15 protein-coding genes are annotated in these 20476 nt (G+C 45.8%); 14 read left to right on the top strand and 1 reads right to left on the bottom strand.

Translation table 11 applies throughout. The features are described from left to right. Positions 1-34: 34 nt before the first annotated feature. The 10 genes from NYE70_RS21305 (at position 35) to NYE70_RS21260 (ending at position 13103) form a co-directional block, all read left to right on the top strand. Positions 35-349, top strand: coding sequence for a hypothetical protein (locus NYE70_RS21305; protein ID WP_341048040.1), 315 nt, complete (start codon positions 35-37; stop codon positions 347-349). Between the two features lie 44 nt (positions 350-393). Further along, on the top strand, positions 394-696 hold the full coding sequence (locus NYE70_RS21300) for a WXG100 family type VII secretion target (RefSeq protein ID WP_211022786.1): 303 nt from the start codon (positions 394-396) through the stop codon (positions 694-696). A 195-nt stretch (positions 697-891) separates the two neighbouring features. Then, positions 892-1722: a copper amine oxidase N-terminal domain-containing protein gene (locus NYE70_RS21295; protein WP_341048037.1), complete on the top strand. Its 831-nt coding sequence runs from the start codon at positions 892-894 to the stop codon at positions 1720-1722. Between the two features lie 7 nt (positions 1723-1729). Continuing rightward, positions 1730-4543, top strand: a complete 2814-nt coding sequence (locus NYE70_RS21290) for a hypothetical protein (RefSeq protein WP_341048035.1) — start codon at positions 1730-1732, stop codon at positions 4541-4543. 77 nt (positions 4544-4620) lie between these two features. Beyond that, entirely contained in the window at positions 4621-5451 is an 831-nt protein-coding gene (locus tag NYE70_RS21285; protein WP_341048033.1) for a copper amine oxidase N-terminal domain-containing protein, read from the top strand. Positions 5452-5613: 162 nt separating this feature from the next. After that, positions 5614-7923 carry a C39 family peptidase gene (locus NYE70_RS21280; RefSeq protein WP_341048030.1) on the top strand — a complete coding sequence of 770 codons (2310 nt, stop codon included), beginning with the start codon at positions 5614-5616 and terminating at the stop codon, positions 7921-7923. 20 nt (positions 7924-7943) lie between these two features. Next, positions 7944-9014, top strand: coding sequence for a hypothetical protein (locus NYE70_RS21275; RefSeq protein ID WP_341048028.1), 1071 nt, complete (start codon positions 7944-7946; stop codon positions 9012-9014). A 29-nt stretch (positions 9015-9043) separates the two neighbouring features. Next, positions 9044-10600, top strand: a complete 1557-nt coding sequence (locus NYE70_RS21270; RefSeq protein WP_341048026.1) for a hypothetical protein — start codon at positions 9044-9046, stop codon at positions 10598-10600. A gap of 114 nt (positions 10601-10714) precedes the next feature. Further along, a complete protein-coding gene (locus NYE70_RS21265) occupies positions 10715-12214 on the top strand; it encodes a DL-endopeptidase inhibitor IseA family protein (RefSeq protein ID WP_341048024.1) in 1500 nt (499 codons plus the stop codon). 118 nt (positions 12215-12332) lie between these two features. Continuing rightward, entirely contained in the window at positions 12333-13103 is a 771-nt protein-coding gene (locus NYE70_RS21260) for a protein-glutamine gamma-glutamyltransferase (RefSeq protein WP_213656759.1), read from the top strand. Positions 13104-13201: 98 nt separating this feature from the next. On the opposite strand, the gene pdxR is transcribed toward NYE70_RS21260, so the two are convergent. Then, positions 13202-14581, bottom strand: a complete 1380-nt coding sequence (pdxR, locus tag NYE70_RS21255; RefSeq protein WP_341048022.1) for a MocR-like pyridoxine biosynthesis transcription factor PdxR — start codon at positions 14579-14581, stop codon at positions 13202-13204. Between the two features lie 160 nt (positions 14582-14741). Between pdxR and NYE70_RS21250 the strand changes: the two genes are divergently transcribed. From NYE70_RS21250 to NYE70_RS21235, 4 genes are all read left to right on the top strand, one after another. Further along, entirely contained in the window at positions 14742-15674 is a 933-nt protein-coding gene (locus NYE70_RS21250) for a DMT family transporter (protein ID WP_341048020.1), read from the top strand. A 240-nt stretch (positions 15675-15914) separates the two neighbouring features. Then, positions 15915-17234, top strand: coding sequence for an S-layer homology domain-containing protein (locus NYE70_RS21245; protein ID WP_341048018.1), 1320 nt, complete (start codon positions 15915-15917; stop codon positions 17232-17234). Between the two features lie 459 nt (positions 17235-17693). Then, a complete protein-coding gene (locus NYE70_RS21240) occupies positions 17694-17852 on the top strand; it encodes a hypothetical protein (protein ID WP_341048017.1) in 159 nt (52 codons plus the stop codon). A gap of 131 nt (positions 17853-17983) precedes the next feature. Further along, positions 17984-20476 (top strand): outer membrane protein assembly factor BamB family protein, encoded by a 2493-nt coding sequence (locus NYE70_RS21235; protein ID WP_341048015.1) that lies wholly within the window; start codon positions 17984-17986, stop codon positions 20474-20476.

The following is a 20476-nucleotide window of genomic DNA, read 5'->3' as shown; positions in this document are numbered from 1 at the left end:
CTCGGCCAGTGAACCATGAAGGAGGGATGGCGTCATGCCATCATCGAGCGATATTCAAAAGAAAGCAATTAATACGGATTCGGTCTCGTACGATATCCGGCGTGAGTCCGGGACCTGCGCAAGTTCAGTCGCCGACTCCAAGACTTGGTGGCAGGGGGAGGCGGGGAATACGCTTCGGAACGAGTACAAGATGATTAACCAAGAAATTACATCCATGACTGGAAAGCTGGGAAGCTTGAAAACCTATCTTTACACGCTGGCTTCCAAGGTCTCGGAGGCGGATCTGGCCCGCCAACAAAAGGCAGCCGAGCTCAGCTCGCCGAAACGCTCGACTTCCATGAGGTATTAACAGGTTTGGTAAGACAATTTTGCTTGAAAGGAGGTGAGAAAGCAATGGCAGGTGGAATCCAACAGTTTAGTCCTGAGCAAGCCAGAAGCGTAGCCAGTTCGATCAAGAACAAAGGTTCGAATCTGGAGTCCCTTTTGAATCAGCTTGAAAAGGAAATCGACGGCGTATCTTCTTGGTGGAAAGGTGAATCATCCAGCACTTTTATCGATGAATTCAAAACTTTGAAGAAAAACAGCCTGATGAAGCTGGTTGAATGTGTAGGCAAAATTAGCGACCAAGTGAATCAAATCGCTACCATCAAGGAACAAAGCGAGCAAGATCTCGCAAATCAGCTTCGCGGCAAGTAATTCCTATAGCGTGATAAGAGATGCGATGAAGCAATGAACATCTCTTATCACGCTACTTTATAGCAATGAAAATGAATTCGGAAAATAAATGGCAAGCGCGGCTTTATATGTTTGATGAGCCCTTTGCAGTTGATGGATATTGAAAAATAGAAATAAAAATAAAAATAGCATCTATTCCAAACTAATAGGAGGTAAATGATGAAACGGAAAATCGGTACAGTAATGGCTATGATCTTATTCTTGGTGAGTGCAGTCCCCATGATGACTTCGGCGGCTCCTTTGGCACTGCGGGTAGAAGTCAACGGGGAACGCATCTATTTTCCGGATGAACAGCCTTATGTCGATAAAGCCCAACGGGTACAAGTGCCGGTTCGCTTTGTGAGTGAAGCGCTGAATGCGAAAGTAGACTGGACGGCCGCTACAAAAACGGTAACCGTTAAATTGGATTCCAATTTGCTGACCCTGGTACTGGGCAAAAAGGAATATGACGTCAACGGAAAGAAACTGCAAATGGATACGGCCGCAACCCGTGTGGGCGGTAGAACCTTCGTACCGCTTCGTTTCGTGAGCGAGGGATTGGGCGCATCCGTAAAATGGGATTCCAAGGTAAGCACGGTGTATATCAGCACATCGGGATTTGTTGATGATGTGAAGAAGCCGGAGACGGATGAGACGAAGAATGAAGTTTATGAGGAAACCATTCATGGGTTTAAGGTGAAGCAAAATACCGGATCTGAATTAAGGATATATGAGGGTTCAGGAACAGGGGATACTGCCTTATTTAGCTTAAGTATCACTTTTTCAACAATAGGTGCCGACTATGGGATGCAAGTTCAAGAAGTGGAGGATATTTTATCTCAAAAAGTAGAGACCAAAACAGTTCAATCAATCATGAATTATGTGAAAACAAAGAAAAAGGAAGAACCTGAACTGCCTTTAAAAATATTTAAAGACAATAATTATCAAATTTTTGTAATATCGAATATTAACTCCGATATCGTAGTTACTATTTTCAACAAAGAATAGGTGGGTTATGAGAAAAAGTATAAAAGTATTCATCATCGTTTGCTTGTTAGGTATATTAATCCCTATTAAGCCGACTTATTCGTCTGACATTGAGATTCCAAAAACGGTCGAAGCAGTGATCGATAAAATTAATCAGGACATGGAAAAATTATATAGAAAAGGGAATGACTATTATCCGAGTTATATTACAAAAGATGGGGCGAACCTGTATCTTAGAAAGGATTTGATTCAGAAGCGTCTGGATAGAGTAAAAGAAGGGGACATCAAAAAAAATCCGAACGGGTTTACCTTTGAAATGGTTTATGGAACTGACCATGGGGCGGATCTTAATCATAATGGAACAAAAATGAAGGAGTATAGCGGATACTCAAAAGACGGACATCATGTTTCTACCGAAGGGGTTCCTTGGTTTGCCGGTTGGAGCGGAACGCAGATACAAAACTTCGATATGATTCCTACCCCTTGGATAAATTCAAGAGTAATAGGGAAATACGGAATAGCTACAACTCCATTTGATGATTACAAGGATACTGAACGCATCAACAAGTACCTATTGGACGGAACCTTGGAACAGTCTATCATCGATGGCCTGACTTTCGTATACGGCGGAGACCACAGGTATAAAGAATTTATGTATAACAACCAAAACGCTACTTTGCAGGATGAACCGGTATATGTCGATGGAGCTAAACCCTCCAAGGGAGGGAATTGGACGCATTACGTCCATGTGCTTCAACCTCCAACGGAATATTCCTGGGGGTTAGGAACGATCTATATCGATAGCTCGATTGGCATTACTTACTTGGATATCCCTTTAGCGCCATTTATTTTGCAGACCACCGATATCTCCGCGAAATTCGACTCCCTTCCAAAAGAGGCGCTGGCTGGGGAACGAATAAAGGTAGCTGTTAGTGTCGCTTCGAATTTTTCGGATCCGGTTAATCCTGAGTTTGAGTGGAACATAACCAGCGGCGGAAATAAGTTGACTGCGCAAGACAACGGACTGTCGTTCTCCGGTCATGCATCAAGCCAATCGGGAAATATCAAGTTGGTTAAAAATGAAAGCCGGGTACTGATTGCCGAGTTTACTATGCCAAGAAGCGATGTTACGATTCAGTTTAAGGTCAATAAAGACGGAAAGGACCCCGAAGAAATCATTCTGGGCAACAACGTCTTGAATTCCAGCCCGAAGGCGGTTCAGGTCATTGTTCCAAAAGGATTACAATACGATATCCTTTCCGTGAAGGATAAATTTTCGCTTAAAAATAATCCTTTGGTAGCAACGCTAAAATTGCCCCGCTCGGATGCATCCTGGACTAGCCCGGCGACCGGCAAGCTCAATGTCAACAATGATACCCCGAATTTATTCAGGGAGCATAAAGTAACGAACAATCCGGATGTCAATGAGTGGAGCGAATCGATCTCTCGGAGTCCGGTATTCGAGGCAACGATTCACCGAAAGGACTTTGGGGATGACCCGGAGAACAAAAAATGGAAGAAGCCTGCTCCCGAACCTAAAGATCCTCTCCGTCGGGATGGAACGGTGTCCTATTCTGGATCTGTAAGTGCAGATTATAAGTATACCGTCCAAAACTGCACTAAGAACGAAAAGGGAGAAGAAGAATGCACTCCAGAGACTAAGACTGGCACCGAATCAGCTAATTTTGAGGTACCAGGCACAGACCGTAAGGCCTACGATGTTTATGTTTATAATGGCCTGAAGGAAATCCCGAAGCAAACTTTTCAGAATAAAATTAATTACTCCAACGCGGACAAAACATTCAAAAAGGACATGTACTGGGAAAATGAACCCTATAATTACGATGTAATCCGATGGATGTACCATTTGGACGAGAATGGGAAGCCCTATGCACCAAACGGAATAAAGCCTGATGCCAATGACAACGGAATTGCCGTTCCAGGTCAATATCAGCGTGTATTCACCCAGCAGGCGAGCGCTAATATCGCTTGGAAATCAGAGAAGACGATGGCGCAGGAATATGCGACAGCCAGAAAAGCGGCAAAAGACAAGAAGAACAATAAGAAGCTTTATGATAAGGCAGTATTTCCAACGGACCGTGACTTGCAAAAGTATGCTTATCCGATCAAATCCGGTTATTATTTCAATCCGGCCGGAAGCTACACCTTTAACGTAAAGACCGTCACTTATAAGCAGTCTGACGCGGATACCAAGGATCATGAGGATTTGGTAAACACGCTAATCGACTCCTTCCGCTATGAAACCAATCTGATCTATATCAACAACAAGAAGACGGCGGTGAATATCGCGAATGACCCACTGGATCCTAAAGGCGGCGGCTTTAAAACCGTTCCCGGGATTTTGTCGGCAAAGAATCCAAAAGGCGTAAACGGTGAGGTCCTGTTGGAGGTATTGGATCGAAGCGACAAGAATGAGCAGCGCTATAAAAAGGAAGTTGAGGAGATCGAATCCTCCATGCAAAAGACCGGAACGACCCATAAGTTTTGGAAAATGGTAATGGAGGGCTATACCGATTCTTCCACCTTAGGCAGCAATACTTATTATAACTATCGTGAATTTGTAAAAGACGGCCAGAAAAAAATGTATAAAGTTACAGAAACGACGAAAGTTACGATTCAAATCAATCCAAAGAATACTCCGATCTATACCCATGCCAATATGCAGAACGGCAAGTACTATGTAAAAGCATGGGTAGCAGATACAGCTCTTTCCAGAGGAGATCATACCTATTCTAAGCTAGGTACTCTTCAAGGGGTGGATTTGTTGGACAATATTGAAGTAACCGTAATCGGCTCGATGTTTGATGATTTGAATAACTAACCTCTAGGCGTGGCGACAGGATAAGCTTGTTGCCGCGTCTTTTTTATTCCAAGAATGAATATTCAGGGGGAGAGAAAATGAAACGAAAAATCGGTACAGTAATGGCATTGATCGTATTCTTGGTGAGCGTAGCCCCAGTTATGGCTTCTGCCGCACCTCTGCAATTGCGTGTAGAAGTCAACGGAGAGCGGATTTACTTTCCTGACGAGCAGCCTTATGTCGATAAAGCCCAACGGGTACAAGTGCCAGTGCGCTTTGTGAGTGAAGCACTGAATGCGAAGGTAGACTGGACGGCCGCTACAAAAGCGGTAACCGTTATGTTGGATTCAGACACCCTGACCTTGGTGTTAGGCAAAGAGGAGTACGACATCAACGGTGAAAAGCTGCAAATGGATACGGCTGCAAACCGTGTGGGCGGAAGAACTTTCGTACCGCTTCGCTTTGTGAGCGAGGGATTGGGCGCATCCGTGAAATGGGATTCAGCATCAAGCACGGTGTATATCAGTACTTCGGGATTTGTTGAGGATGTTAAGAAGCCGGAGACGGATGAGACGAAGGATGAAGTTTATGAGGAAACCATTCATGGGTTCAAGGTGAAACAAAATACGGGGTCTGAATTAGATATATGGGAAGGTTCAGGAACAGGGCACACTGCCCTATTCATCTTAAGTATCACCTTTTCAACTAGAGGTGCCGACTATGGGATGCAAATTCAGGAGGTGGAGGACATCTTGTCCCAAAAGGTAGAAGCCAAAACCGTTCAATCAGTCATGAATTATGTGAAAACAAAGAAAAAGAAAGAACCGGAACTGCCATTAAAAATATTTAAGGACGATAATTATGAAATATATGTAGATTCGAGTATTAATTCAAGTATCGTAGTTACTGTTTTCAATAAGAATAGGTGAGTGATTGAGCTTTCGGCAGGTACATTTACACTAAACCTAGCATTTTTATGAAATATGTAAAAACTAAGACATAAGAAGAACAGGCATTGGACTTTAAAATGTTTACAGATGCCGCGTCTTTTTTTCTATGAATTATGTGGGTTGATGGAAAGGATCGATTGAATGAGCAGTATTAAGGTAGATCCCGCGAAGCTTGAAGAATTGTCTGCCATGCTTAAGAAATTGAGTGGAACGATTGGGGACCGGGAGCAATATCTTTTTCAAGATATAACCCAACTGACCCGCCAACTACGAGGCGATTATCCGGAACGTGAAGTACAAAGGGCTCTGGATAAGGTAGATGCGGACCTTCAAGCGATTCGAAAAATGGCATCTTCAGTCACCTCCAGACTCACTAAAAAATCAGATGTTTTAATACAAGCAGCATCAATTTATCGGCGCGATGAGGAAAAAGCAAAGAAAACGATGAAACAAAAATACATACCGCCTGCTCCGTCTTCATACTACATCAAGGGGGGAGGACTATCTGGAGAAGGATTGAAGGATTACTTGGATGATCCGTTATTTCAGGATCCCGTGGTCCAAAAGCTGCATGAAGTAGCCCTTCATGGCACAGAAGAGGAACAAACCGAAGCGAAGAAGAAACTCGACGAGATTTTTAAAGCCAGAAATACGATTGCCCGTGCCCAGGTAGCACATGCTGTATATAAGTCGTTTGGAAATATTCCTCTTATGAATAATGCTCATAAAGAAGCCTTCAATCAGCGTGAAATCTTGAAGAGGTACGGAATTAGCGAAGACTTTTATAAGGAGGGCGTTGATTTGACGGCTCTTTATAAAGGAAGCAAGTTGGAGGCATGCTCATACGATCCTTCCTTTCAGATTATGAAAGACGATAAATTCATCCCGGTACTTTTGCCGCAAGATAACCAGTACCATTATTTGTTAGGCTTGATTATGGAAGGTGGATCTAAGGGTGCCTGGGCGCAAAAACAGCTTGATGAAATTCACGAGCAATTGAAGGAAATCGGGCGTGCTCAAGTAGCCTGGTGGGAATATAAGGCCAAGAACATGAAGAATGAAATGGACGGAGCCCATGAGTATGCAGAGAAGCTTCGGAAAATTTTAAAAAATAAGTATTCACTTTCCTCTGAAACGGTTGACGGTGTTGATTTTAAGAATTTGTGGGTTGGTGTGGGAGCTGCGGGGAAGGCTTTGAACGTTGAAGAAACAAATGGTTATAATACATCTGGCGATCCGAAATTATTGAGCAAATCTAAGTATAATCATGAAAAAGAATCGGTATCAAAAATAAACCAAATTGATGAGCTTACTTTTGGGAAAACATTGAAGAGTTTTGCAAAGATATATGAGAAAAATAAAGATGTGTATGAGCGAATCTCTAAAAAAACAGGTATCCCTCCTCAACTGGTTGCCGCTATTCATTATCGAGAATCAACCTGTAATTTCAATACCTATCTGCATAATGGACAGGTGTTAGGGAAAGTCACAACAAAAGAACCTAAGGGTATATTATTTGACAATTTCGAAGATGCTGCAGTACATGCGCTATTACAAAAGAAGGATCTAAGGGACGCTTACAGACTCAACTCTCAATCTAATGATTTAATTGCAATGCTAAGTTTTGCTGAGGCCTATAATGGATGGGGCTATCACAGTAAAGGTCGCATTAGCCCATATGTATATAGTGGAACAAACATCTATAAGAAGGGGAAATATGTTAAAGATGGTGTATATGATCCGGAATTTGTTGACGAGCAACCAGGAATTTATATTCTCTTAAATGCAATTGAACCACATAATGAGTCGACAGTACCTAACGTTGAAAACTTCCCCAAAGATAAGGGTAAAAATCAAGGTTATAGTCATACCTTTGAAGCGAATGTAAAAACAGCACAGAAGGCCTTAGAGGAGAAGTTAAGACTAAGCAAGGGGGCCACAACGATTCCTAATCTTCAAAATTTTCCATTATATGTTCAAGGAGATAGTCGTTATGGAAAAGAAAAGTTAGGTAATGGGAAAACGATGGCCCAAATAGGATGCACTACAACAGCGTTAGCAGCAGTTAATGCTTGGAGCACCTTTGGAAATTGGAAAGGTGGGGAGGAACCACATCCAGGAAAGTACAATGACACTGTCAAGTATGATTCCTCAGGGAATCTTTATTGGAATTCAGCTGAAATATCCCGCCCTAAAGAGATTAATTTCAAATATGGGGAGTCTGGGTTTGAAGATTTGGTTAAAAAATCAGTCGATAAAGGCCATCCTGTACTATTTGCTGTTAATGGTGGAGAACACTGGATGGTAGCTGTTGGCTATGATAATGAAGGGACAGTTATCGTATATAATCCTGCAGATGGTAGTCTCAGTACTACTCGTGAAATTAATGAAAAGCGTTCTGCTAGAGGAAAAAAATTATATAAAACAATTAATAGATATGGTGAGTTATAGATTATTAGGAGGATACTTGTATGAAAAAAGCTTTTTTAATCATTTTTATGATTTCCTTAATTATGATAAGTGCCTGCAAGGGCGAGGGGAATATTAGTAATAATCATGCGAGTACCAACATTCAACTTGAGCCGCTAACAACTGATAATAACTCGAGTTCAAATAATAAACTTATACCGCATGAAAGTATACAAAATCAGAATGATATTGAACGATGCAAAAAAGCATTAGAACGGCTAGGGCAATTTTCGGAATCTGAAGGTTACGTCGATTATCTATCTGGTTTTCGAATATTTCCTTTGCTTAATTTTATTATGACAAAACAGTCTGTACCGGCAAGCCAGGAAGAAGAGCAGGTCTTTATGAAGGACAATCCGATTTTTGTAACGGATGACAGGAAATATTCCAATATACTGGTCTTTGCTCCGATCCATTCGCAAAGAACGGGAGCTTTACATGGAGTCATTGGCTATCCGGACAATGAAATTAAGAATTATTATGTATCCATGGTGTTGGGAAACGAACCTGATTTTACTCCACAGGTACCTTCCACCGATATAGGGCCAATGAATAAATTAGTTGAAGTGAACAGGGAGACCTGGGGAAATGAATTGAAAGAATATACAGCCGATTGTAATGAGGTACTAAACTTGCCAACAGTTCATACTGATAGTCCCTTTTTTGATTATAATGGAGCGCTATATCCGTTTTCGAAGGAGATAGATTTCATCGGTGGTGTAGAGGGTATTGGCAATGGGTTGGTTGAATATGGGATTCGTTATCCAGGCGATAGTCAAATTCGAATTCCCATTCTAATTTATAGTCCAAATGATGAAATAAGTGAAGTAAGCATGAAGCAAAACAACAATTTTTTAATCTTTGAGAAAGATAAATACTTTGAAGAATGGAGAGGTTGGCTGGGAAGAGAGTGGTATATGTTTGAATCTGATGTAATTGACTTTGATAAAGATCTATTCACCAATGCAGATTTCGAAGACATTTCATCTGTAACCCCTCCTTTCAGTAGTGATGAGCCGACAACGATTCGACTTCAAATTAATGGGGAAATTGTAGAGTTTTATAATCAGTAAGGTACTAACCTATAGAGGAAGTAATCTCAATGACAATTTCAAAAATAATAGCAAGTTATATGATAGTTATTATGCTAGCTTCATGTAGCGGCTCGCAGGACAAACTTCCAGCGGCTTCAGAGAAGCCACCAACGTTAGAGTCGAACGCAGTACAATCATTTCCTGAAAATAAGGCAAATCAGGATGATTTCCTGACAATAAATAAGCGACTAGATAAAGATATATATCCTATGGATAGTCTCCTTGTAGGAGACCAACTTTGGTATGTAGAAGAGGAAGGTATCTATTCATATCAATTGAACACAAACGAGCTTCGCAATGAAATAGAAACAAAGGGATTCAATGAGATAAGAGCCTTTAACAACAACATTTGGTTCTATTTTCAGCAACTAGAAGGGAGCGATGATAATGATTTATCGAAACCTCTCGTGCGTTACGACACAAAGAATGAAAAGTTTATATCCTATTCTGAAAAGGACCTTCGATTAGGATCTAGTTTAACGGTGTATAGCGATGAGGATACAGCTTGGATAGGATCTGACAATGGTGCGATCTCCATCGATTTGACTACGAATAAAGTAAAGAACCGTTATGAATTAGATGAGGTAACAAGCATTAATGGAAATCAAAGAATGGTTTATTTCGGGAAAAGAGACGGCTCTATCCAAACATATGATAAAGTAGCCCATCAGTTTGGTCAGTTACAAACGACAGAACAATTGCAAGGTGCTCAAATCGAGGAACTGCGATGGTTCAAAGGGAAGTTGATGGTCATTTGGGGGGATAGTGACGAAAACACAGGGGTTAGTCTGTTCGATGAAACATCAAAGTCGTGGGAAGAATTTGTTCAACAAGATGCCTCAGGATATGTATGGTCTGATCAAATCAGTTCATTTCAAATGGGATTGCTTACAGAAGATAAAGGCGAACAATTGGTTAACTATTCGTGGACAGATTTATCGGAATCACTTGAGAAAATTTATAAAACGTCTTTTGTAGTTATTGAAGACATCGCAACAATCAATGATCGATACGCACTCATATCGGCTTTTGAAGAAGGTGTGAATGTGTTAGATAAATCTACGGGGGATATCATCTGGAAGTCGGCAGACAAAGATTCGGGAACATTTCATAAAATCCGTGACTCGGAATATGTAATGATCACTTCGAAGGGGATTTACGATATTTTCCTTAATTTAGATATCGATTCGGAGTTTACAGAAAATGAAGGAGATCCGGCGGCTACAACGATGTCTAATTATTCTGATAAATTTGGATTTGAAATAGACTATCCATCAAGTTGGAATATTTCAGAAGAGTCTCCTGCTGGAGATGGCGTTTTTCTTTATGAGGAAGATGGCAACGATATTCGTACTTATGGTGGATATTATCCTATGGGAGATGGTATCGATACATCAGAGATTGATGAAGCGAAGGAAGCTGGGATTCAGGTTGAGGAGATAGAAACGTTACAAGGGATTAAAGGGCATGTTTTTAAAGAAAAAGATAATGGAGATAACATCGTAATGCATTACATTGTATATGGAAGTGAAATTAGAGTGCAACTCTACGCTGCTGTCACTTAAACGTTCTACAGCAAAAATCGCGAACTGCTGTTAGAGATGGCGAAGAGCATATATATTACAGATTGAATGTGATGCATGATTCGAATGGAAAAGTGAGGAACAGGGGCGGATTTTTTGAAAAGGTTATTAATATTGCTACTGCTAAGCTGTATGCTAATTTTCATTGGTGGTTGTAAAGCCCGCTCTGACCACGATACTCAAGATAAATCCGCCAATGCTAAAACCGTAATATCTACTGAAACTCCAGAACAAATTAACGATGTAACTGAATCTAAGTATCTAGCATTATTTCGTTTAGACATGACTCTGGAAGAAGTAATGACGATCTTAGAAGAAAACGATATCGAAATTATTAATGAAATCGAAAATACTAGGGACTTTAATGCATGGGATTGGGGAAATAAAGACATTTGGACAGAAGAGGTAAGCCTTACTTTTGATAAGGACTTACTTTTATATGCAATTTCTTTTGATAATGATGAGCCGGCTCCAAAAGGAATTAAGGTTGGTGATGACACGGAGCGGTTGGAAAAGGCATATGGACAAAATTATAAGTTATATGATCCTGAAGAATTGGTTCGTTTGGGGTACATTGATAGCGAAGATGTAAACACCGAGGTTTATGAATTTTCAATCGATGATTACTATTTCCAAGCTTCCGCCACCAATCACAAGATTGACAGCTGGGGGATCACCAAATATAAGCTGTCGGAAACCATGAAAAAGAACAAAAGATATTTAAACGACCAGATAGGCTTTGAAATTGAGTTTCCCGAGTCCTGGGACGATTCCAAATACGAGGTAGTAGAAGACTTTGACGTAATTAAAGTTTACTATCTTCCGCAGAACAGGGACATTGAGAAGGCTACGCTGTTTGAATTATATATTTACGGAACCGTGGAAGAATGGGATGTATGGTGGGATAACGGAGGAGAGGAAGAGGGCCTGCCGTTTTCGAAAGTAGGAATTTGCAATGGAATGGTCATTGTGGCGAGCGGTCCGACTGAGGCTATATATCAGGGCAGGGAAGAAGCGGCCGTAGATGCTCGGAAATACGATGAAATGATGAAAGATCTCGGTAAAATTTTTGATAGTTTTAAGCCCTTGTCAGGGCAAGGTATGGACCGAGATATGGACCCGCAGGCAGAAGTACCACCCTTAACTGATGAAATAGCACTTCAGCTAAGGGACGAAGCGATCGATGTCTATTTCACCGTCTTTAGTGCCGGCGGAAATGAATGTGCATCCTTTGACGAAAGGCTCGCCGATGAGGAGTTTTTTCAATATTATTTCTGTAAGGACTTAAATTCGAGGGAGAAGATCAGCGAATATTTGGAACGGATTTTCACCGAATCCTTGGTACAAGAAATGGTAGAGTCCAGTGTGGTTGAAGCGCAGGACGGCCGTCTAGTCTATACGATTTATGAAGTGGGTTCCTTATTGAACTGGGATGAAGCTAAACTAGCTGAGATTTCCGTAAATGAAACCGACAGGAAGGAATTCGTGTTTAGGGTTCCCGATGTGGACGAGGTCATGGAGTCGATTACACTGCGATTTTTATACGAGGAGAATAAAGGCTGGAGATTGAAAGACCATCCGGTGGGGTATTTGTAACCTGAGCAACGATTGCAGGAACATATTAGGCACGCACCGGTCCTCATCCGCGTACAATAACCCAACTAGGATATAGCCCGGAATCAGATGCTTCCGGGCGATCTGCGAGGTGGACCACATGATTATTCTTCCGCCGGGCGAGGCTGAACGGATCGGGCAGCTTCAATTGACCGGAGTAGAGCAGGAGATTCTCCAGAGCAAACAGCAAAGCCAGGTGACTTACCGCTACGGTTCCATTGGTGAACTGGAGTTCGAATTAAAGGTGAGAAGCGCGATTGTAGAAGCGGCCAGGGCGCTCCATGCCAGCGGTGCTAAGTTTGCTACGTTTAAAAATTCGCGGTGTAACGAGGCGCTTTGGAACCGGGAACCAAACGGAGGCTTTAGGTTGCGGAGCGGAGTAACGCCGGCCGAGGGCATTCGCGATATTTTTCGAAACGGATGGGCTTATGCCTTTGAATGTGCTACGGCCATGGTAATCGTGCTGTATAAGGGCGTGCTGGATTCGATCGGTGAGCCTGCGTTCAATACTTATTTTGCCGATTTACTCCTTTATGATTGGAAATATGACAGCGATCTTCGGATTATCCCGGCGGTTGAAGCCTATCCGGGGGATGTGCTTTATTTTATAAACCCCGATTTCAATCCTATGTCGCCAGAATGGCGCGGGGAGAACGCGATCTTGCTTCCGGACGGAACCTACTTTGCTCACGGTATGGGGATTCGTACAGGGGCGGAGATTATTGCGCTGCTCAACACTAGACGAAAACCGGGTAGCACGACATCCGCATATAAGACGGACGATATAGAGACGCTTGATTTTGCCTACACTCAAAGACTCAAGACCGTCATTGCAAGAATCGGGACCCGGGTGTATGCCTACGGGTGGTAGAATGGGATATGCGAAAAAGAAATGAACAGCCTTCCTGAATGCGTTATTTAGGGGAGGCTGTTTTTTCATGCCGTTGTTATGTCACGGTTTGATAGCCGCTATCCGATGGTTTGCCTCCAGTAATCGTACAGGATGGATATGCCTGTCCGTATTTCATCCGGTTCGAGGTGTCCGTAACCCAGCAGCAGTTTGTCTGCGTGTTTTCCGGGGGTGAGGGAATACTTATCGACAACGGAGATGCGGATTCCCCGATCTCTCGCCTCTTGAATAAACCTCTCGTCAAAATGCCCCTCCGCAAACTGCAAAGCCAGGTGCAATCCGGAAACGTCCCCCCAAACTTTCACAATGTCCGGTCCAAATATTTTACCCACCTCTTCAAGCAAAACTTCACGCCGTTGTCCGTACAGTTTGCGCATGCGGCTAATATGGCGATCCATCTTGCGGGTCCGTAAAAATTCCGCCAAAGCAGCCTGTTCCGCGACAGGGCATTGGACATCGGCATACACACGTAAATGCTTCCAATCCTCCTGCAATGCCTCCGGTAAAATAGAAAAGCCCAGACGCAGCGCGGGGAACACGGTTTTGCTGAACGTCCCCACATAAATCACCCGCTCCGGATCGAGCGCATACAGCGGAGTTACCGGTGCTCCTTGGTAGCGGAATTCGCTGTCATAATCATCTTCGATAATGTAAAAAGACTTCGCCCGTGCCTGCCGGATCAGAGCCGTGCGGCGATTCGCCGGGAGTATGCCGCCGAGCGGAAACTGATGGGACGGGGTCACATACACGGCGGAAATATCCCCGGCATCCCAGTCCATGTCTGTTCCTTCCAGAATCAAGCCGTGGTCATCTACCGGGGCGGGCCTATAGGAATAACCCCGATTCCGAAGCAAGGTGGGCACCGCGGTATGACACGGATCTTCTAAGACAAATTCCCGGTCATCGCGGTGCAGCAAATCCGCCAGCAAGCTTAACGACTGGGTTGCTCCGGCGGTAATAAAGATGCTTTGCGGATCCACGCGCAGACCCCGGCTCCGGAACAGCCACTCTGCGATTTCCTCCCGAAGCGGCGGGTAACCGTCCGGCCCGCTGTACCCGAGCAGTTCCGAAGGTAATTGGCTAAACGCCTCCGAATGAAGCCGGCTCCAAACATATTTGGGAAAAGGCCGCAGGTCGGGGCGCCCGGTTTTGAAATCGGCCGTGATCCGGGTCGCAGGTGGTTGCAGTTCATTCAAGACAGGCTGGTGCCCGGCCGCGCTGGACAGGCCCAGGCGGAGATTCCCCGCCACGCGGGTCGGTGCTCCTTGCCTGCTTACGACATAGCCTTCCGTAATCAGCATATCGTAGGCTTCGCTGACCGTATGGCGGGACACGGCCAACGCTTTGGCAAGCTCGCGCGTCGAAGGCAACGCCTCATCCGGAGGAAGGGTCCCATCCAGGATAGAGCTGCTAATCTGTTGAAAAATTTGGCGAGCCAACGAGGGACTTCCATCACCTCGCTGTAAATGAATTCCCCACATACTTCCTCCGAACTGGACTGGTATTAATGCCGCTAAACCGGCACTTGGATGGATCCAGTTATCGGATAAGATTATACCATGATCATTTTCAGGAATTAAAGGAGGGAGCATCCAAATCATGAATCAACAGCAACAGGGAAACATTTTTTTGTTTCTGGCTTTTTCATTAGCCGGGACTTCCGTAATTGCGGCCCGTCTTGTGTCGGACCGGCTCGGCTCTTTTACGATCACCGCGCTCAGCTTGCTGCTCGGGCTGCTCATTCTGGTCCCGCTATATGGAGCCCGGCTGATTCCTGCAATCCGGCAGATGAAGTTAGTCGATTGGAAGATGGTAATTTTACAGGCCTTTTTCGGAATCTTTTTGTTCAGAGCGCTGCTGCTTGGCGGGCTGAATCTGACCAGCGCGGGAGAGGCGGGCCTATTAACCGGTGCGGCTCCGGCAATTACTGCCCTGTTAGCCTGGCTGGTGCTGCGTGAAAGATTGACAGCCGGAATCGCGGCCGGGACGGCTTTTACCGTGGCGGGGATATTCCTAATTCAAGGGGTGGCGAACTTTGGCGGAGGCTTGCTTTCGGCAAGTCATCTCGGAGGGAATTTGCTAGTCTTGGCGGCAGCGGCCAGCGAATCGACGTTTAATATGTTGTCGCGGCTAGGGAACCGTTCCGGTAACACTGACTCCGGTCTGGATCCCGTTGTACAAACGACGCTCGTCACGATCGCCGCATTTGTCTTTTCAGTTGTGCCGGCATGGATAGAGCGCCCGATCTCTTCTCTGTCGTCCCTGGGCTTAACCGGCTGGCTTGCCTTGGCTTGGTACGGGTGGATTGTCACAGCACTCGCCTTTATTTGCTGGTATGCGGGAATAAAGCGCTCATCCGCTTATACTGCGGCTGCTTTTTCGGGAATGATGCCTTTGACCTCGATGGCCTTGTCCTTCTTCTTGCTGAATGAGCATGTAGGCTACGAGCAGACGGTGGGCGGGTTAGCTGTAATTATCGGCATGTGGCTCATCGGCCGTCGCCCTGAAAAAGCTGTGGCACAGACAATATAATAACGTGCTATCGATATAGGTAATAGGGTATGCTTCCTCCTGCCCGACTTTGAGGTTAGAACGCTCGAATTCTAAGTTCTTTGGACAGGGGGGGCGACCTTAAAAGCTGGTTTTTACTGGGGCCAAATGTGGCCGCCGCCCGACCTATTCACAACCCGCGAAAATTGTGGTTTTCTGGATAATGGTAACTATATTGCTGCGTACGCAGCTTGCCATTATATAATGCAGGAGGCCTAATTAATGAAAGAAAAAAAAGATAATCAGCATGGACCGGTTGTCTTAACATTTCGGATCATGCTGTCGCTTTGCTTGCTAACCGGCTTGTTCGGCCAAGCTTTGGCAGCAGAAGTGAAAGCGGCGGGGACGCAAACACAGCAAGCGGGAGGGGCGGTATTCACCGACATTAAGGGACACTGGGCGAAGCCGGCGATCGAAGAAATGGTGTACCAAGGGATTTTGGACGGATATCCCGACGGCAGTTTCCGGCCGGGCGAACCGGTTAAAGTGGATCAATTCGTTAAAATGCTGATCCTGTCCTACAGCGAGCAGCACCCCAATCAGGAAAGAAGCTGGCGGAACAGCTTTCTGGATTCGCTGACGGAGGAAAACCGGACGATTTTAAAGCAGGACTACCGTTATTTTGACTTCAAGCCTTCATTAACCGGTTATTGGGCCAAGCCATACATAGACGTCGCAAGTGACTTGAACTTCCTGAACAAAAGCCGCTATAGCGATTTTCAATCGGACATGACCCGCGAAAACGTAGCGGAAATTCTGTTCTACACATTGCAGGAAACGGAATATTTGGAGGACGCGGATTTTAGCCGTTCCGTGGCACAGTCGTATGGAGATCTGACCAGCGCCAATGAGCGCGAACAGAAATTTATCGCGGAATCGCTCATCAAAGGTATCATGGAGGGCTACCCGGACGGAAACTTCGGGGTGGGCCGGTACGTTACACGGGCCGAGGCGCTTGTCATCCTGAACCGTTTGACGGACAAGACGAAGCGGCTTCCGGTTCAGCCGGAGAAAGAGAAGCTGCAGCGGCTCGTGCCGACCATTGGCGGCGGGCAAAAGATCGTCGCATTCCCGGATCAGAAAATGTGGGATGCCTACGATACGCTGAAGCAGGCCGGACAGCTTCGCGGCACGAACTATGATTTGCTCGATACGACGCTGCGTCTGTATAAGGACGAGAAGGAGAAAAAAGCGGTCCAGCAGGCGGCCAGCGCCGGAGCATTGGGAGCCGAAGCAAGCGCGAACGCGGCAAAAGAAGAAGTCGCGATCTGGCTGGATCCGACCTACAATACTTACGGCATCACGGTCCGGCTGCGCGAAGGAACGCTGGCTCGCAACAAGGAGCCGATCGAGCTGTTTGCGAATCAGCTGTTTACTTATGACGCCATCGCGTTCCACCGCTGGTTCGACGCGATCTGTACGGAAGTGGAGGCGGACAGGCCGCTCGCTTCCAAGCAGGCGACACTCGGGGATTATACAGTCAATGTACTGGTGGACAACGCAGCCAAAACCGTCGTCTTCTCCGTGGCGGCAACTAAGTAGGGAGCGGGGAGCTGCTAAGGAATTACGTAGTACGAAGTACTGAAATGCAAATTTCATTAGAGCATAACTGATGCTTCGGGAATGAATTCGAAAATGAATCCGGAACTGGGATCCGGGAAATGGAATCGAAAATAGGATCCGGAAATGGAATAACCGTTAGGGCCGATATTTTATCGCCTTGGCGGTTATTTTTGTTTAGTCATTCGGCCGCCTCTGTGTATCTTCTAACGGACATGAGAGACCTTATTCCTCGAAAATATGCCCTTTTCAAATTCTAACGGTCACCACGGCCTTTAACACGGCATAATGAGCCGATTTGAGGCCTAAAATGGCAAAATAGCGTCTCCTGTGTCCGTTAGCTGTAAAAAGTCGAAGATTCAGGCGGTTTAAGGCCCGTGGTGTCCGTTAGCTAGCGGGTGATGGAGGTGATCTGTTGATCTAGCTGATAGAGAAGATCGGATGATTGAGACGATTGAGGTGATCCGGGTGAACGAGGTATCGGGTGATCCGCTGAAAGGTGAACGAGGTAACAGTGGTGATCGAACTGATCGAACCAAACGGATGCTCAAGGTGATTAAATTGATCGTCATGTTCCTGACGACCATGATAAACTCTTGATCAAGCCTATCCCCACCTAGGGGATATCTACAGATGCTCAGTTGAAACGGCCGGAGCTAATTGTAAAACTTTATGCAAATTTTAGCGTCTATTAAATATAGCATCTATGGAAAAAAGAGGGGGCTGCAAGGATGAGACCGAATGAACGCATGGAGAAGACGTCCGAAACCATCATTATAAATAATCAAGCCACACGGTACGCGTGGTTCCGCCGATTAAGTATAGGAAGTTGTGGACTTGCCGCTGTGGCCTTTCTATTGTTGACGCCAACTGCGTCAGCTGAGTTTATAAAGGAAGCTACCGGGAAAGCACCGGGACTAACCATCCCTGAACTTGCCACGAAGGGACCTGCCGCACCGGGACTTGCCACACCGGGAATTGCAGTGTCAGAAAGCATCCTGAAGGACACGCCACTGATCCCTGGCTCACCGGGAGCAGCCAGTGGGACCGGGGCTTTGGCCCAATCCGGCTTATTTCGCACACTGCCGAAGCAGGGCGACTCTATCGTCATCGGACATCAAGCGCCATTATTTTCAGGACCTCTTAACGTTAAAAGCAATCCGCGAGACATGCAGGTCATGTATCTCGGCCAGTCCGGAGAAAAAATAACGGTCAAATCCTTATCCGGTGAGATGCTGTCCTTTCAGACGTACGATAAAGGGACGCTCTGGATCCCGCTCTGGTATGTTTCTGAAGCCTCCGCAAAGGCCGTGAGCCTTGCACCGCAATATGTAACGCTGCGTCCTACTGCCAAGCTGTCGCTAGCTCCGTCCAGTTCGGTTCAGTGGAACCAAGCGGACAAGGCTGCTTCAGAGTCAAGCCAAATGGTGGCGATGGCCAAATGGAATGACTGGTACGGGGTCGTCGTGGCTCCGTCGGTTTGGCATGAGGGATATGAAGTGTACCGGCCGACACTGCTATGGGTCCGAGACAAAGATGTGACCGGTGTGACGCCGGTTCCAACCCCATTGTTAGGGACAGATTCTCAAGCTTCGCTGGATACAATCCGCGGCATCACTGAACTGTCCCTAAAGCTCGGCGATGACAAGAAAACGGTAGAAAAGCTGCTTGGCGCTCCGACGTTTACGGAAACTTCCGAAGATTTGCAAACGGTGGGCGGAGACCCGATGATTCTCGGAGAGGCCTGGAGATATGAGCGTAAAGATGCTCATTTTATAGTGACATTTTCTCCTTCGGGCAAGCTGGTCCGAACGCATTGGATCATTCCCGCTGAAGGAGAGCCATGGAACCGACTCTATGCGGGAGACGATTATTTATTCTCTCAAGATTATGCCGTAACACCGCTTCCGCAGACGCTCGACATTAAGTCCGAGTGGAGAAATCAGGGAACCCTTGGTTTTACCTATTTACTCGGCGCGGGAAAAGATTCGCTGCTTATCAAAGGGGATGACGGGGGCTTTAGCGGCATGCATAATGCCTCCTCATTGTATGCTGTCGGCCGTACGTATGGAGAGACGCGTTGGCAAGTGGATGCGGGATTCGGCGTCCTGACCGCAGTGCCGGAAACCTCCGGCGACTATGTGAACGTCTTTACTTCTTATAATCCCGCAGAACAGAAGTATATCAACCAAATCCGGCGCATTCGGATGTCCGACGGTAAAACGATGTGGGAACAAAAATCGGGTGACGAGCACCGGATAGGGATGTGGGGAGCGAAGAAATCAGTCGTCTTAGTGACCTGGAAAGATACGGGGGAGGAAGACGGCACCGTTCCCTCGGTATTAAGCGTGCTCGACAGTGAAACCGGCAAGGAGCGTTGGCGGAGGGACATCACTAGGGAGGCCCAGATTCTAAATCAAGGTTCCGATGACCCCTATGTGTTAATTCGGGACAAAAACAAGCTTGAGGCTCTTGACCTCACGACGGGAGAACCGGCATGGCAGATTAAGGTCAAGGCTGAAGAAGAACAACTGGACGATCCCAGCTTTGAACCTTATTTCTCGGGCGGGCCTCAAATCGACCCGTTCGCGGGTCCCGATTCCGATAAGCGCTGGATTCTAACGGGCGATGCTTGGCAGTTGCTGGAGTTAAAAACGGGCGCAGTCCATGGCGAATACAAATCATCGCCCGGAGAGCGGTTCGAAGTGTTGAATGAGCGGTATTTGCTTGTTCAGCATCCATTGGACAACAGAGAATATTGGAGTGCATCCCTATTCGAGACAAGGCTGTACGACGTGGCGGCGAAGAAGACGAAGCTTACGATTTCGGGAAAAGGATCCAAAGGTACGATTCATGACGGGATGCTTTATGTTGCGGTAGACGGAATACCGGCCGCCTTTGATATAAATACGGGGAGTGACTTGTGGCGCATGCCCAATACCGCAGCGGAATACGTGGATTTGTCGCGTTATACGGCCGGAAGCTTTGCGGTGTTGGATGATATCCTATTGTTTCCATACGGTTCGGACTTGCTGATTCTTGGCAAGCATGACGGCTCCGTGATCGGAAGACTCCGGGACGCAAGAACGGGATATGCCGAACTGCGCGAACTGGACCACCGGAACGGGACCGTGAACCGGCATGGCGACGAGCTGTATATCGGTACGGCGAACGGCGGATTTTTCAGGTATGATGTTGGGGCATTTACCGCTGTGGTACAATAA

Source organism: Paenibacillus sp. FSL R5-0407, from assembly GCF_038009185.1.
GTDB classification, from domain to species: Bacteria; Bacillota; Bacilli; order Paenibacillales; family Paenibacillaceae; genus Fontibacillus; species Fontibacillus vini.
Note: the sequence above shows the minus strand (reverse complement) of the source record. Positions and strands in the feature narration are given on the sequence as shown.

What these genes read in the sequence shown, in the direction of transcription:
- NYE70_RS21260 (WP_213656759.1), top strand. Translation starts at nt 12,333, where the DNA reads ATGATTATTCTTCCGCCGGGCGAGGCTGAACGGATCGGGCAGCTTCAA.
- NYE70_RS21280 (WP_341048030.1), top strand. Translation starts at nt 5,614, where the DNA reads ATGAGCAGTATTAAGGTAGATCCCGCGAAGCTTGAAGAATTGTCTGCC.
- NYE70_RS21250 (WP_341048020.1), top strand. Translation starts at nt 14,742, where the DNA reads ATGAATCAACAGCAACAGGGAAACATTTTTTTGTTTCTGGCTTTTTCA.
- NYE70_RS21285 (WP_341048033.1), top strand. Translation starts at nt 4,621, where the DNA reads ATGAAACGAAAAATCGGTACAGTAATGGCATTGATCGTATTCTTGGTG.
- NYE70_RS21245 (WP_341048018.1), top strand. Translation starts at nt 15,915, where the DNA reads ATGAAAGAAAAAAAAGATAATCAGCATGGACCGGTTGTCTTAACATTT.
- NYE70_RS21270 (WP_341048026.1), top strand. Translation starts at nt 9,044, where the DNA reads ATGACAATTTCAAAAATAATAGCAAGTTATATGATAGTTATTATGCTA.
- NYE70_RS21295 (WP_341048037.1), top strand. Translation starts at nt 892, where the DNA reads ATGATGAAACGGAAAATCGGTACAGTAATGGCTATGATCTTATTCTTG.
- NYE70_RS21275 (WP_341048028.1), top strand. Translation starts at nt 7,944, where the DNA reads ATGAAAAAAGCTTTTTTAATCATTTTTATGATTTCCTTAATTATGATA.
- NYE70_RS21300 (WP_211022786.1), top strand. Translation starts at nt 394, where the DNA reads ATGGCAGGTGGAATCCAACAGTTTAGTCCTGAGCAAGCCAGAAGCGTA.
- NYE70_RS21240 (WP_341048017.1), top strand. Translation starts at nt 17,694, where the DNA reads ATGATTGAGACGATTGAGGTGATCCGGGTGAACGAGGTATCGGGTGAT.
- NYE70_RS21290 (WP_341048035.1), top strand. Translation starts at nt 1,730, where the DNA reads ATGAGAAAAAGTATAAAAGTATTCATCATCGTTTGCTTGTTAGGTATA.
- NYE70_RS21305 (WP_341048040.1), top strand. Translation starts at nt 35, where the DNA reads ATGCCATCATCGAGCGATATTCAAAAGAAAGCAATTAATACGGATTCG.
- NYE70_RS21235 (WP_341048015.1), top strand. Translation starts at nt 17,984, where the DNA reads ATGAGACCGAATGAACGCATGGAGAAGACGTCCGAAACCATCATTATA.